At 43.7% G+C, this 14912-nt stretch carries 13 protein-coding genes and 1 pseudogene; 3 read left to right on the top strand and 11 right to left on the bottom strand.

What is annotated here, in order from left to right:
- The first annotated feature begins 42 nt into the window (after positions 1–42).
- Both SC79_RS19775 and SC79_RS02945 read left to right on the top strand, forming a co-directional pair.
- Positions 43–177: a protein YkpC gene (locus SC79_RS19775; protein ID WP_003238865.1), complete on the top strand. Its 135-nt coding sequence runs from the start codon at positions 43–45 to the stop codon at positions 175–177.
- 111 nt (positions 178–288) lie between these two features.
- Positions 289–1520, top strand: a pseudogene (locus SC79_RS02945) (aminopeptidase).
- A gap of 33 nt (positions 1521–1553) precedes the next feature.
- Here SC79_RS02945 and SC79_RS02940 read toward each other — a convergent pair.
- Positions 1554–2465 carry a ketopantoate reductase family protein gene (locus SC79_RS02940; RefSeq protein ID WP_039073813.1) on the bottom strand — a complete coding sequence of 304 codons (912 nt, stop codon included), beginning with the start codon at positions 2463–2465 and terminating at the stop codon, positions 1554–1556.
- A 62-nt stretch (positions 2466–2527) separates the two neighbouring features.
- Positions 2528–4147, bottom strand: a complete 1620-nt coding sequence (locus tag SC79_RS02935) for an ABC-F family ATP-binding cassette domain-containing protein (protein ID WP_039073812.1) — start codon at positions 4145–4147, stop codon at positions 2528–2530.
- Positions 4148–4328: 181 nt separating this feature from the next.
- Here SC79_RS02935 and SC79_RS02930 point away from each other — a divergent pair, with 181 nt between their 5' ends.
- The gene (locus SC79_RS02930) at positions 4329–4598 is read left to right on the top strand and encodes a hypothetical protein (protein ID WP_039073811.1); all 270 of its coding nucleotides are present in this window, start codon (positions 4329–4331) and stop codon (positions 4596–4598) included.
- A gap of 35 nt (positions 4599–4633) precedes the next feature.
- On the opposite strand, the gene sipT is transcribed toward SC79_RS02930, so the two are convergent.
- From sipT to SC79_RS02885, 9 genes are all read right to left on the bottom strand, one after another.
- On the bottom strand, positions 4634–5215 hold the full coding sequence (sipT, locus tag SC79_RS02925) for a signal peptidase I sipT (RefSeq protein WP_039073810.1): 582 nt from the start codon (positions 5213–5215) through the stop codon (positions 4634–4636).
- Positions 5216–5392: 177 nt separating this feature from the next.
- On the bottom strand, positions 5393–7300 hold the full coding sequence (locus tag SC79_RS02920; protein ID WP_039073809.1) for a PTS fructose transporter subunit IIABC: 1908 nt from the start codon (positions 7298–7300) through the stop codon (positions 5393–5395).
- A 14-nt stretch (positions 7301–7314) separates the two neighbouring features.
- Positions 7315–8226 carry a 1-phosphofructokinase gene (gene pfkB, locus SC79_RS02915; RefSeq protein ID WP_039073808.1) on the bottom strand — a complete coding sequence of 304 codons (912 nt, stop codon included), beginning with the start codon at positions 8224–8226 and terminating at the stop codon, positions 7315–7317.
- Positions 8223–8978 carry a DeoR/GlpR family DNA-binding transcription regulator gene (locus SC79_RS02910; protein ID WP_039073807.1) on the bottom strand — a complete coding sequence of 252 codons (756 nt, stop codon included), beginning with the start codon at positions 8976–8978 and terminating at the stop codon, positions 8223–8225. Before SC79_RS02910 ends, pfkB begins: the two co-directional genes overlap by 4 nt.
- A gap of 279 nt (positions 8979–9257) precedes the next feature.
- Positions 9258–10451, bottom strand: coding sequence for a sporulation-delaying-protein transporter subunit SkiZ (gene skiZ, locus SC79_RS02905; protein WP_039073806.1), 1194 nt, complete (start codon positions 10449–10451; stop codon positions 9258–9260).
- Positions 10448–11140: an ABC transporter ATP-binding protein YknY gene (gene yknY, locus SC79_RS02900; protein ID WP_039073805.1), complete on the bottom strand. Its 693-nt coding sequence runs from the start codon at positions 11138–11140 to the stop codon at positions 10448–10450. Before yknY ends, skiZ begins: the two co-directional genes overlap by 4 nt.
- Positions 11141–12274: an efflux RND transporter periplasmic adaptor subunit gene (locus SC79_RS02895; RefSeq protein WP_039073804.1), complete on the bottom strand. Its 1134-nt coding sequence runs from the start codon at positions 12272–12274 to the stop codon at positions 11141–11143.
- Between the two features lie 4 nt (positions 12275–12278).
- Positions 12279–12974, bottom strand: coding sequence for a toxin SDP protection protein YknW (yknW, locus tag SC79_RS02890; protein ID WP_039073803.1), 696 nt, complete (start codon positions 12972–12974; stop codon positions 12279–12281).
- Between the two features lie 116 nt (positions 12975–13090).
- Positions 13091–14905, bottom strand: a complete 1815-nt coding sequence (locus tag SC79_RS02885; RefSeq protein ID WP_039073802.1) for an ABC transporter ATP-binding protein — start codon at positions 14903–14905, stop codon at positions 13091–13093.
- Positions 14906–14912 lie beyond the last annotated feature (7 nt).

Raw genomic sequence — 14912 nt, 5'->3', positions numbered from 1 at the left:
CTTCATATTGTGGGAAATGGAGAAACGTTAAGGAGGAAGCAGATGCTAAGAGATTTAGGAAGAAGAGTAGCCATCGCAGCCATTTTAAGCGGAATTATTCTTGGAGGCATGAGCATTTCTTTAGCCAATATGCCCCATTCGCCTGCAGGCGGCACTGTAAAACTGAATCATCCGTAATTTCGAAAAACCCAAGACATGTTGTTTTGGGTTTTTCACTTTTGCCTCCTTTCTTTTCTTTATGGGATCATATTTGATATGATGAGGAAAAAGCTTGAGGAGGAATGATTTATGGAACCATTTTCCTATAAATTAAATACATATGCGCAGCTGGCGGTAGAGGTCGGCGTAAACGTGCAAAAAGGCCAATATGTAGTGGTAAACGCTTCAACAGACGTACGGAATTTTGTCCGTCTCATTGTGAAACATGCATATGAAAAAGGCGCAAAAAATGTCACGGTGAATTGGCAGGATGACGAAGTCGCCAAATTAAAATATGAACTCGCGCCGTTTGAAGCATTCGAAGAATACCCTGAATGGGAAGCAAAAGGCAAAGAAGCTCTTGCTCAAAAAGGAGCTGCTTTCATCTCTGTTGTGTCATCAAACCCAGACTTATTAAAAGGTGCAGATTCCAAAAGGATCGCTGCATTCCAAAAAGCGGCAGGCAAGGCACACATACATACAGACAATATATTCAATCGGACAAAGTCAGCTGGACTGTCGTTGGTGCGGCATCAGCGGGCTGGGCCCAAAAAGTTTTTCCCGGCAAATCAGAAGAGGAAGCGATTCAGCTTCTGTGGGAAGAAATTTTCAAAGCAACGCGGGTAAACGAAGACAACCCGGTTCAAGCTTGGATCAAGCATGATCAAAATCTTTATGAAAAAGTTGACCATTTAAACAAGAGACATTACGCCGCTTTACACTATCAAGCAGAAGGAACTGATTTAACCATTAAGCTGCCTAAAAAGCATGTTTGGGCTGGTGCGGGCAGTGTAAATGAAAGCGGCCATGAGTTTATGGCCAATATGCCGACAGAAGAAGTATTCACGCTGCCGCAAAAAAACGGGGTCGATGGAGTCGTATCGAGCACAAAACCGTTAAGCTATGGCGGAAATATTATTGAAAACTTCACCCTCACGTTTGAAAATGGCCGTATAATCGACATAAAAGCCGAAAAAGGTGAAGACATTTTAAAAGAACTGGTGGAAACAGATGAAGGCTCTCACTATTTAGGTGAAGTGGCACTTGTACCTTACGATTCGCCTATATCACAATCAAATATTCTTTTCTATAACACATTGTTTGATGAGAATGCGTCAAGTCATTTGGCGATCGGGAGTGCCTATGCCTTTAACATTGAAGGCGGAAAGCAGATGTCACGTGAGGAGCTTGTCAAAGAGGGCTTAAATGAAAGCATTGCACACGTGGACTTTATGATTGGTTCTAAAGATATGAATATTGATGGAATTACGAATGACGGAAAAAGAGAGCCTATCTTCAGAAAGGGAAATTGGGCTTTTTAAATAAATAAAAGGAGGCTTTCGCCTCCTTCCTTTTTATTTTTCTGCTTCATACATTTGCAGATTGGCATAAACCGTTTCTAATATAGGTACTGCTAGAGATAAGCGTTTTGCTTTTCCAAGTAAAAAGCCGTGCAGGTGGTCGCCTTCAGTCGTTTGACCGTTTTCCATATCCCGAAGCATGGAGGACTTCATATGATAAGACATGTTTGTCATCGTACGGAAGCTCTCTTCCTCAAGATCCGGATCAGCCGGAACGCCTTCTTTTCGCAGAATAGCGCCAATTTCCCCAATAAGAGTTTGCGCCGTGTGACGTCCGCCTTCTGATGCAAGGATCGGGCCAAGCGGCCTTTGAAATAACGTTGTAATCCCCGCTTGCGCCGCAATAAACAGATACTTTTTCCAAATGTCCTTCTCAATATGCCCGCTGATGATGACTTCTGCCTTGACGTCTGAAAATGCCTCTTTAAGCGCTGTTATTCGTTCCGTACGTTCACCGTTCCACTCTCCGAATACAAAACGATGGGATGCACTCGTATGATGAATTTCTCCCTTGTCATCTAAGGCACTTTCTATAAAACACAAACCGCCCAGCACCTGTTCTTTTGAAAATGCCGTAAACAGCTGCTCGTAGTGACGGTACCCGTTTAAAAAAGGGATAATGACAGATTCGCAATTGATAAACGGTTTGACATCATCGATCACTTGCTCAAGTGAATACGCTTTAGAAGCAATGATCACGACGTCAAACCGCCCTATTTCTCCGGCAGTGATTAATGCGGGCTGGAATGATACATCCCCCTTTTCACTGTGGATGACAAGCCCGGTTTCTTTTAGGTGCTCAGCTCTTTTTTGGCGTACGAGAAATGTCACATCATTGCCTTTCTCTGCAAGGCGCCCGCCAATATACCCGCCGACTCCTCCTGCTCCGACAACTAAAAACTTCATTATTGTAGCCCCTTTCATATCTATGTATCAAAAAAAGCAGAGGAACATCTCTGCTTTTTTTGTTACGCGTATAATTCAGCCAGTTTTTTCTGCACATCAGGATTTTCAAGGAACTCATCATAGCTCATTTGCTTATCAACAATGCCGTTAGGTGTAATTTCGATAATTCTGTTGGCAATGGTCTGTACAAACTGATGGTCATGGGATGTAAACAGCATAGCGCCTTTAAAGCTGATTAAGCCGTTATTGAGCGCTGTAATGGATTCTAAGTCTAAATGGTTGGTCGGCTCATCCAAAATTAAAATATTGGCGCCGGAAAGCATCGCTTTCGACAGCATACAGCGAACCTTTTCTCCCCCAGATAATACATTTGATTTTTTGTGGACTTCTTCTCCGGAGAACAGCATCCGTCCTAAGAAACCGCGTAAAAAGCTCTCACTTTGGTCATGAGGAGAATATTGGCGAAGCCAGTCTACAAGATTCAGATCACTGCCTTCAAAATATTCACTGTTGTCTTTTGGAAAATACGCTTGAGATGTCGTTACACCCCATTTAAACGTTCCGCTGTCTGCTTCCATTTCCCCAGAAATGATTTTAAACAGCGTGGTAACAGCCTGTTCGTTACGGCCAGTGAAAGCAATTTTATCTTCTCTATTCATGATAAAGCTGACATTATCGAGCACCTTTACGCCATCGATCGTTTTCGTTAAGCCTTCCACCTGAAGAACATCATTTCCAATTTCCCGTTCCGGTGTAAAGTTAACATAAGGATAGCGGCGGGAAGATGGTTTAATATCATCCAGCGTAATTTTATCGAGAAGTTTCTTTCTTGATGTCGCCTGCTTAGATTTAGACGCATTGGCGCTGAATCTAGCGACAAATTCTTGAAGCTGTTTGATTTGCTCTTCTTTTTTCTTATTCGCTTCTTGAGAAAGCTTTAATGCCAGCTGGCTTGATTCGTACCAGAAATCATAGTTTCCGACATAGACTTGGATTTTGTTAAAGTCAAGGTCAGCAATGTGCGTACACACTTTATTTAAAAAGTGGCGGTCATGGGATACGACAATAACTGTGTTTTCAAAGTTAATCAGAAACTCTTCCAGCCACTGAATGGCCTGAAGGTCCAAGTGGTTCGTCGGCTCATCGAGCAGCAGTACATCCGGCTTGCCGAATAACGCTTGTGCCAAGAGCACTTTTACTTTCTCTGAACCGCCAAGGTCTTCCATCTTCTTCGCATGAAGGTCTTCTGAGATACCAAGGCCTTTTAAAAGGATCGCAGCTTCACTTTCTGCTTCCCATCCGTTCAGCTCAGCAAATTCGCCTTCTAGCTCAGCAGCCCGAATTCCATCCTCATCTGAGAAATCAGGCTTCATGTAAATAGCATCTTTCTCCTGCATGACCTCATACAGGCGTTTGTGGCCCATAATGACCACTTTCAGCACTTCATACTCTTCGTACTCAAAATGGTTCTGCTTCAAGATAGCAAGACGCTCGCCAGGACTCATATGAACGTCCCCTGTCTGAGGCTCGATTTCGCCAGATAGCACTTTCAGAAACGTTGATTTCCCGGCACCATTTGCACCAATTAACCCATAGCAATTGCCTGGGGTAAATTTAATATTGACATCTTCAAATAACTTGCGATCCGCAAACCGCAAGCTTACATTATTTACAGCAATCATTTATTATCCTCCATCATGTCTATCATCAATAAAAGTATACCATGAATGCAGGGCAAGAGAAATGATTCCCTGATAAATCGGAGAGAAAACACTTATACACTCAACGTTGCAAGCATATGTTACAATAAAACAGAAGAGGATGCATCCAGCTGGAAATTACACACTCTTATGGAGGAACACATTGAGGCTTTTAACACTTACTGAATATTGCTTAATGATCTTTTTCACGGGTTTTTACCTCGCTGTAACAGGCTTTACCGCTAAAGATGTCGGCTTATATATTGGCATAGCCCTTATTTACATATTTTCGCATATTTTTTCTAAACGGCTTTTAGAAAAACGCGGAAAAGAAAACAAACAGGTTCACCTTTTCTTCAGTGTGCTGGCCATTATCGGTTCAGTGTTTATTACGGTATTATGCATTGCATTAGTCGCTTCTTTTTCAAATTAAAAAACGCCTGCTGTCCAAAGGCCAGCAAGGCGTTTTTATTTTGTTTGGCGCATTTCATTAAACGGGAAAAAGACAAACTTCGATGTGCCGACAATCCGTTTTTCCGCAATCAGCCCCAACCCGTTTCGGCTGTCCATTGAATTCAGCCGGTTATCTCCCATAACAAAATATTTGCCTTCGGGAACCTTAAGCGGCCCAAAGTCGCCAGTCAGACTCACACCAAGTTTTTCTGCTTCCTTTTTATTTTGAGACAAGTAAGGCTCGGCTACTTTTTTTCCGTTTATATAAAGCGTATCATCCTTCATTTGAACGGATTCTCCAGGCTTTCCGATCAATCTTTTGACGTAATGGATTTTAGACGTCTCACCATCGATAATGACGATATCTCCGCGTTCCAGTTCGCCGATATAATTGACTGTTTTATTCACAAACAGCCTTTCACCGTCGTGTAATGTGGGATACATAGATGAACCTTCGACTAAATAAGGCTCAAACAAAAAGTGACGGATCAAGAGAGCCAGCAGGACAGCGATGACAATCGCTTTTCCCCATTCCAAGTACGTATTGGTTTTTTTCTTCGGCGCTTCCTCAGTTTTCGTATTTTTTTCCTCGGTCAAAGTGTTTCCTCCTAGACGGTTGCTATGTCAGTTGTTTCTCTTCTTTTACTTTATCATAAATGATTATAAAATACATAACTTAACCGCGCTCCCGCCAGCAGGATAAAGAAAAAGCACCTCCAAATTTTAGACTGTGTCTAAAATTTGGGGTGCACTTCAAATGAGGGACGCTTTTTCTTATTTCTCTGTAACAGGTTTTTTAAGAACGCCGAGGATAATTGCCATCACGACAGCACCGATCACGATACTTAATAGGTAAAGCAGCGGATGGTTTGTAATGAAGGCTACGAATACTCCTCCGTGAGGTGCCGGAAGCGTTACACGGAAGAATTCAGTTAATCCGCCGGCAACAGCTGCACCAGCGACAGCAGCTGGAATCACGCGAAGCGGGTCAGCCGCAGCAAACGGGATCGCTCCCTCTGTTACGAAAGCAGCACCCATGAAGTAGCATGTAATGCCAGCTTCACGGTCACGCTGAGTGAATTTGTTTCGGAAAATTGTTGTTGCAAGTGCGATACCAAGCGGAGGAACCATACCGCCGGCCATGATCGCTGCGTGAGGCGCGTAGTTGCCTGCATCGATCATCGCGATACCGAACGTAAAGGCTGCTTTATTAAGCGGGCCGCCCATATCGATCGCCATCATACCGCCCAAAATAATACCCATTAATACAAGGTTGCCAGTTCCCAGGCTTTCAAGCCAATTGGTTAAGAAGTTCATAAATGCCGCTACCGGTGTATTCACAACGAAACGCATGATAATACCAGTTAAGAAAATACCAAACAGCGGATAGATTAATACAGGTTTCAGTCCATCAAGTGACTGCGGAATAAAGACAAACGCTTTTTTCAATAGAACAACGAGATAACCAGCCAAGAATCCGGCAATTAAACCGCCTAAGAATCCAGCATTTGCTTGAGTTGCCATAAATCCGCCGACCATACCAGGCGCAAAACCAGGACGGTCTGCTATACTCATTGCAATAAAACCGGCAAGAACAGCAACGATTAATCCTAGTGCATTGTCACCGCCGATAAACTTAAGAGCAGCAGCAAACGTGTTGTAAGTAGGATCGTCCGGATTGGAAGAATTAATTCCCCAGAAGAATGAAATCGCAACGAGAATACCGCCGCCGACTACGAACGGAAGCATGTTGCTGACACCGCTCATCAGATGCTTATAAAACGTGCTTCCGATGCTGCCGCCAGACTTGCCTCTCGCTTCATCATCATCGTTTGAAGCTGAAGAACCGCCGCCGCTGCCTTGGTAAACCGGCGCGTCTTGATTCATCGCTTTTTCGATAAGCTCTTGCGGGCGTCTGATACCTGCTGTAACAGGTACTTGAAGCACGCGCTTGCCTTTAAAGCGTTCCATTTCAACCTGCTTGTCCGCTGCGACAATGATGGCAGGCGCATCTTCAATTTCTTGGGCAGTCAGCTTGTGCTTGATACCGCTTGAACCATTTGTTTCGACCTTAATGTCCACACCAAGCTCTTTCGCTTTTTCTTTCAGGGCGTCCGCAGCCATAAATGTGTGTGCAATGCCTGTTGGGCATGCAGTCACCGCTAGGATTTTCCCTTTTCCGGCAGGTGCTGGTGCCGCTTCTTCTTCTTCTTCCTCTTCGTCATCATCTTTATCGTGCTGATTAATAATGTCGATAATAGCATCTTCTGACTCAGCTTCAAGGAGCTGCTTGCGAATTTCTTCACGCATTAACAGCGTAGAAAGTCTTGATAATGCTTCAAGGTGAGTGTTGTTTGCGCCTTCAGTCGCCGCGATCATGAACACCAAGTGAGCCGGCTGGCCGTCTAATGATTCATAATCGACACCGTCTTTTGAACGTCCGAACGCGATCGCCGGGTTGATAACGCTTGCTGTTTTCGCATGCGGGATAGCGATTCCTTCACCGATCCCCGTTGAGCTTTGGCTCTCGCGATTTAAAATGGCTTCCTTGTAGGCTTGGCGGTCATTTAATTTTCCGGCCTTATCAAGAACAGTAACCAATTCGTCAATCACATTTTCTTTTTCTTTGCTCTCAATATTAAGCTTTATTGTATGCTTCGTTAAAAGCTCAGTTATTTTCACTTTTATTTCCTCCTCTATAGACGTGTGACCTTAACTTCAGGAAGAAGCTGCTGGACAAATTCTTCTGTTCCGAGTTCTTCAGAGAACGCGGTAGCGCTGCCTGATGTAACACCTAAACGGAATGCTTCTTCAAGCGGCAGCTGTTTGGAAATACCGGCCAAAAAGCCTGCAACGACGGAATCTCCCGCTCCGACTGAGTTGACCAATTTCCCCTTCGGCACGTTAGCAAAATAAACAGCTTCTTTCGTAAATAGAAGCGCTCCGTCTCCTGCCATGGATACGATTACATGTTCAGCCCCTTGTTCTACAAGTTTTTTCCCATATGGGACAGCTTCTTCAACAGATGTAATGGTCGTGCCGAACATTTCTCCAAGCTCATGATGGTTTGGCTTCATCAAAAACGGTTTCATTTCTGTCGCTTTCAAAAGCGCCTCACCAGAGATATCCAGAACAACACGCGCGTTTTGCTTTGTGCAGGCCTCCGCGATTTTTTCGTAAGTATCATGAGGCAATGAAGATGGAATGCTTCCTGCTAGGACGACGATATCTCCCTCTTGCAAAGACTGGAACTGTTCTAAAAAGGCTTTGAAATCTTCATTCGAAATTGTTGGTCCCTGACCATTAATTTCAGTTTCATCACCCGTTTTTAGCTTAACATTGATACGGGTGTCTTCTTTCACTTCAGAAAAAGCTGTTTCCAGGTTTTCTTTCTGCAAAAATGTTTTGATATATTCTCCGGTAAATCCGCCGACGAATCCGAGCGCTTTAGACGGTACATGGTGTCTTTTGAGCAGTCTCGATACGTTGATGCCTTTGCCCCCTGGATACTTTGTATCGTATGCGGAACGGTTCAGGCCTCCTACAGTAAAATCTTCAACGTGAACAATATAATCGACAGATGGATTAAGTGTTACAGTGTAAATCATGGTTTCACTACCTTTACGACAGTTTTTTCTTGGTAATTATCGAATGTAAGCTCTTCAGCGTCAGTCGTAATGATTGTTGCGTCGCCTATTCCGGCGAATGCCGAAAATGAAATTTCTCCGAATTTCGAAGGGTCTGCTAAGACGTAAGCGTGTTTTGCCTGTTTGACAGCTTTCTGTTTTAAAAGGGCCTCATCAGGGTCCGGCGTTGTGAATCCAGCCTCTGTATGGACACCGTTTGTCCCCAGAAAACTCTTGTCGAATCTGTATTGATCCATGGCAACCAGTGAAGCGCCTCCAATAACAGCGCCCGTTCTGTGCTTTACGTATCCTCCAAGCAAGTAAAAAGAAATTTCTTTCCTTATTAGTGCTTCGATATGCATCACCCCGTTTGTGACTACAACAATATCTTTGCTTTTATCCATAAAATCAATCATGTACAAAGTCGTCGTGCCTGCATCAAGGTAAATGCAATCTCCTTCTTCTAAAAGGGAAACTGCTTTTTCAGCAATCTTCAATTTATCATGAAGGTTTTTGGATGATTTTTCAAGCATATCGGGTTCAAGTCTGATATCGGAAAGCTTGGCTGCTCCCCCATGAACACGCTTTAAAAAACCGCGTTCTTCAAGTGTTGATAAATCTCTTCTGATTGTTGATTCAGAAGCGTTTGTAAGATTTATGAGCTCTTGAATTTTGACCACATCATGCTTTTCTATTTGATCAATAATCAATTGATGCCGTTCAGGAGTTAGCATGCTTCACCTCCTAATGAAAACGTATTCATTTTGAATACAATTTCATTGTAAACGCTTTTTTCAATTTAGGCAACTAAAATCATTCAAATTCATTCAATAACTATCAAAATCTTTCACGTTTCTCCATATTAACGTATGTCTATAGGGTTTGTAAACTGTAAATTCGACAAAAACAAGGACAATTGTACGACATTTTCTTCTTATTTTAATGAAAAAAGTCTTTTATATTCATAGTAGAAAAAAATGAACATGAAAAAACCTCATGCATATTGCATGAGGCTACTCGTAACGCAGTGCTTCAATCGGATCAAGCTTTGCGGCTTTATTTGCAGGAAGCATGCCGAAAATCACTCCAATGAGCATACTGAACAGCACGCCCCCGCCTACAACCTGCCAGGATATGAGTGACGGCCAGCCCGCAATGGCGGAAACAAGCGAGGCCCCTCCATATCCGATTCCAATCCCAATCAGTCCTCCGATCAGTGTCAGTACGACTGATTCAATTAAAAACTGAGTCAGAATCTGTCCTCTCGTCGCACCGAGTGATTTTCTGATTCCGATTTCTCGCGTCCGTTCTGTGACTGATACGAGCATAATATTCATGACACCGATCCCGCCGACCAAAAGAGAGATGCCTGCAATTGAGCCGATAATCGTCGTCATAATCGCTGTTACTTTGCCGATTCCGGCCGCAATCTCTTCCATGTTCATCACTTGATATGAATCCTCTGTGCCATGATTGTCATTTACTAGCTGCGCTGCTTCTTTTCCAGCTGTTTTTATGTCATCCGCTGATTCGACTTGCAAGGATACGTTACTGAAATCACTTGTGCCAAAAGAGGATTTCATCATATTAAATGGCACATACATTTCACTCAAACCGAAAGAAAGCAAGCCTGTTTCTTTTTTCAGCACGCCGATGATTTCAACAGGCTGTCCGTTGATCCAGACCACTTCTCCAAGAGGGGATGCTTTATCAAACAGCTCTTCAGCCATCTTTTCAGAGATGACTCCGGCTCTTTTCCCCGCAAAAAAATCATGATCGGTAAAGGTTCTGCCGCTTTCGATTTTTAAAGAATTGACATTCATGTATCCATCGTTTATCCCGTTAACGGTAACATCCGTTTCTTCCTCATGATAACGTGCTTTCATACTTTCAGAAGTCGAGGCAACAACTTGTTCGATGCCCTCTATCTCTTTTAAACCTTTGATATCATTTTCTGTAAAAGTAGATTCTGCTAAGGCGTTCGGATTGCTTGCAAGCTCCTCATCGCTTGGCATATAGTACAGCTCTACGGTATTGCCCGGGCCGCTGATCGACTGCTTCAACATTTGCTCGCCGCCCTGTCCTACCGCAACCACGACGATGACAGAGCCTACACCAATGATAATGCCGAGCATCGTTAGAATCGAACGCATTTTATGGGCAAGGACGGAGCTTAAAGCCATTCTAATGTTCTCTAACAGACTCATTCTCCCACGCTCCTTTGTCCGGAGCTGGCAGGAGCAATGTGTCCGTCACGCACCATGACGATTCGATTCGTGCAATCTGCGACTTCCGGTTCGTGCGTAACAAGAACGATTGTCGTTCCTTCGGCATTTAATTCTGTAAATTGTTCCATAATCGCCACGCTTGTTTTCGTGTCCAGCGCGCCGGTCGGTTCATCTGCTAAAATCAATTTTGGCTCATTCACGATTGCTCGGGCAATGGCTACCCGCTGCTTCTGCCCGCCCGACAGCTCGTTGGGCATGTGGAGCATTCGATTGGCTAACCCGACCTTCTCCAACGCTCTCTCAGCCCGCTCTTGTCGTTCTTTTTTGCTTATACCGGAATAAATCATAGGCAGCTCGACATTTTTTTTTGCGTTCAGCCGCGGAAGAAGCTGAAATTGCTGAAATACAAAACCGATGGACCGGTTACGGACTGCAGCCAGTTCTTTATCTTTATATGAAGAAATGTCTTCGCCGTCCAATTTATACGTACCGGAAGTCGGCCGGTCAAGACAGCCGATAATATTCATGATCGTCGATTTCCCTGATCCTGACGGCCCCATAATCGAGACATATTCCCCCTGATGAATGTCCAAATCAATAGAATGGAGAACATCAAACGTTTCCCTGCCGATCTGATAGCTTTTTCTCACATTAGAAAGCTGAATCATTTATGCTTTCACTTCCGTTCCATCGGTCACCTGATCAGAGGGATTCAAAATGACTTGATCCTCTTGAGAAACCCCCTCTTTAATCTCTGTCAGATCATCTGTAACTTCACCGATTTTGACATCAACTCGTTTTGCTTTTCCGTCTTTTACTGTATATACATAATATTGATCATCTTCTTTTTTGACTGCCTTTGAAGGAAGCGTATTTGCTTTCCGCTTATCTGTTTCAATATTCATGATGAATTTAAAGCCAGGCTTTCCTTCTGGAAGATCCCCTTTTATTTTCACTTGAAGCGGATATTGGACCGCTTGGTCTGTTCCTTGTACCGCGGTGCTGTCCTGCTGATCCGGAACAAGTCCGACTGCGGACACTGTGCCTTTCCACGTTTTATCCTGAATAACATCCGAAGTGAGTGTGACCTTCTGGCCTTTTTTAATTTTCAGTGTATCGTATTCAGACAATTTCCCGGAGACGACAAGGTCTTTCGGATTGCCGATATGTATGACAGGCTCTTGAATATCTGATTTTTTGGAGGCCGCTTCTTGGTTGACACTAATAACGGTACCTTCGATTTCGCTTTTGACTTCAAGATCTGACACCCGATTGGCAAGTGACTGCCGCTGGAGCTCGGTTTGTTTTAAATCGATCTCAGTTGTTTTTTTCTGCATTTGAAGCTCCGTCCGCTCAGATTCAATTTGTTTTTCTGCTTCTTTCTTTCCAACCTGTTTTGCCAGTTCTTTTTCTTTATGATGTAATGCTTTTATTTTTTCTTCAATTTGGTCAATTTGAAGCTGGTTGGATTCAGCCGTTAACCGGTTCTGTTCTTTTTCGAGGCTCAGCTGCTCATTTGTATAGGTGACTAAAGGCGTTCCCTTTTTCACTTTGTCGCCTTCTTTCACTTTAATGTCTTCTAATGTCCCTTTATCGGCTTCATAAAAGACATACTGTTCATTTGAAAATTGCAGGGTCCCGGGAACCATAACCGTTGACGAGATTTCTTTTTCTTCAAGACCTCCCGCCTCTATCTTCTGTCCGGCGCTTCCACTTGCCGGGGCGGCAGACCGGTATATATTGATTCCAATGAAAAGTGCGACTAAAACTGCGATTCCAATTCCGATCCAGACTTTTTTCATGATGTTATGCACCCGCCACTGAATTGATTAAACCTGAAAAGAATGAAAATGCGACTAAAATCCCGAAAAGAACAATCACTGAAATCCATCCTGCTTTTTTTGAGATGCCGCCTGTTTTATGAAGGCCAATTGCTAACAATACATAGCTCCATATGCTAAATATCTCAAAAGTATTTAACACGCTGGCAAGAGCTCCGTCAGACGGAATAATCCCCGCCAATGATGTCACGCTGTAAAGAGGATTCGCGTCAGTCGTGAAAATAACGATTCCGTTAACCAACAATCCAAGACTGCTAATCAAAGAGACAAACAGACCGAGAGAAAGCATTTTTTTGTATGTCGTAACTCCGCCTGAGATTTTTACACAAAGCCAATAAATAAGAGGAGCGATAAATAACGCTGCGATACCGCCGAAAATCGCGCCTGCCATTCCTCCAAATTTGGTGATTGTTGCGACTGTTTCAATTTCTTCAGCTGATAACCCTTGAGGGCTCGTGTTTTTCATAAGCTCACTATAATCCGTACCGAGTGATTGCAGTACCGCGCCGACGATGATAATCGCTGCAACAATAAATAGCGGTCCCCATACAGCCGGTCTTTCTCTTATTCTTTCAAATTGAATGGACGGACTTGAGATCACTCCGAAAAGTGACGGCTTCTCAGTCGCCGTTGCGCTGTTTTTTTCTACATTTGTTTCCATTTCAAAACCTCCTTGAGAATATCTAACAAATAATACGAGATGGGGACCAAAAGGTTTCATGTTTTTTCTAATAAATTTCCAAAAGTCTTCAATATATAAACTGAAGGCTTTCACTCTTATTCTATCGCTTCGCTGTATTGCGTTTTCACAAGCCCGGCGTAGATGCCTCCTATAGCAAGCAGCTGCTCATGGTTTCCTTCTTCCATTTTCTTGCCGTGATCAAGAACAATGATGCGGTCGGCGTCGCGGATCGTAGACAATCTGTGGGCGATCATCACTGCTGTACGCCCTTTCAATAGCGTTTTTAACGCCTGCTGAATTTTCACTTCCGTTTCTGTATCAATACTTGCGGTTGCTTCGTCAAGGATAATAATAGCTGGATCGGCGAGCAATGCTCTTGCAAATGAAATGAGCTGGCGCTGACCGGCAGAAAGTACGCTGCCCCTCTCCTCCACCTCTGTTTCGTACCCTTCTGCTAAACCAGAAATAAATTCATCCGCTCCGACCGCTTGGGCTGCTTTTATCACTTCTTCGTCTGAAGCACCCGGCCGGCCAAAACGAATATTTTCCGCGATGGTCCCGGAGAAAATGAATGTATCTTGCAGCACGATGCTGATTTGGGAGCGCAAACTGGCAAGGGAAAGATCCTGAATTGGTATACCGTCTATTTTTATGGTGCCTCCCGTGGCATCATAAAAACGGCTGATTACATTCGCGATCGTTGTTTTCCCGCTCCCCGTATGCCCGACAAGCGCAAGCGTCGAGCCCGCCGGAATAGTGAAGGAAACAGCGTGAAGGGCTTTTCGTTTTTCATCATACGAAAATTCAACCTCTTCAAAACTGATCTCCCCATTTATTTTTTGCTTATGAATCGCGCCCCGCTTCTCTTTAACATTTGGCTGTTCGTCCAGAAACTCAAAAATCCGTTCTGATGACGCCATTCCCATTAACAGCTGGTTATAGACTTGCCCCAGTCTTGAAATAGGTTCCCAAAACATGCCAAGATAGAAGGCAAAAGAAACGAAGACGCCAATCGTGATGGTTTCATTCATGATGAGTGTGGCGCCATACCAAATCAAGACACCCGTGCCAATCGCGTTTGTCATTTCTACCAGCGGACGGAACATGGCATTTTTTCTTGTGGCTTCTTGCCATGATTGATAGTTTTCCTGATTGACGCCGTCAAAATACGCCGTGTTTTCTTCTTCCTGCGTAAATGCCTGTGTGACACGGATGCCCTGAATGCTTTCGTTCAAATGAGAGTTCAGCTTCGATTGCTTGAGGCGCACCTTTTGCCAGGAGCGGCGTATTTTTTTTCTAAGACTTGTTGAAATAAAAAACATAATCGGCAGTGTCACCATAATGGCTATAGTCAGCTCAGGACTCAGCGTAAACAAAATGATCATAACGCCGGCCAAAAGCAGCAAGTCGGTCAATAAGTTGATGACTCCGCTTGTAAAAAGCTCCTGAAGAGAGTTAATATCATTCATAATCCTGACCAAGATCGATCCGGCCGACCGCTGATCAAAAAAACGATGGGATAAGCGCTGCACATGGGTAAATAAATGCTGGCGCAAATCGTATATCACATGCTGGCCAAGCTGGTTCATCCATTTAATTCTGAATACATTGGCGGCATAATTGAGCACATATAAACCGCTAATGATAAAAATGAGCTGGACCAGCAGCTCCGAGTTTCTCTCCGCAATGGCTTGATCGAGAACATAAACGCCGATCAAAATGGGAATCACAAGCTTCACAGCAGTCCCAATCAATACGGTAAGAAAAGAAAGCGGCAAAATCGTTTTTCGATATGGTTTAACATAGCCCAGCAGCCGCCACATTTGAGTCCAGTTAAACGGCTTTTCAATGATTTCATCTGAAGAATAATAGAAACGCTCCAAAATCCCTCGTTTATCTGCTTGTTTCATATAGCCC

The sequence above is a fragment of the Bacillus sp. MSP13 genome, from assembly GCF_000815295.1.
GTDB lineage: Bacteria > Bacillota > Bacilli > Bacillales > Bacillaceae > Bacillus > Bacillus vallismortis.
Note: the sequence above shows the minus strand (reverse complement) of the source record. Positions and strands in the feature narration are given on the sequence as shown.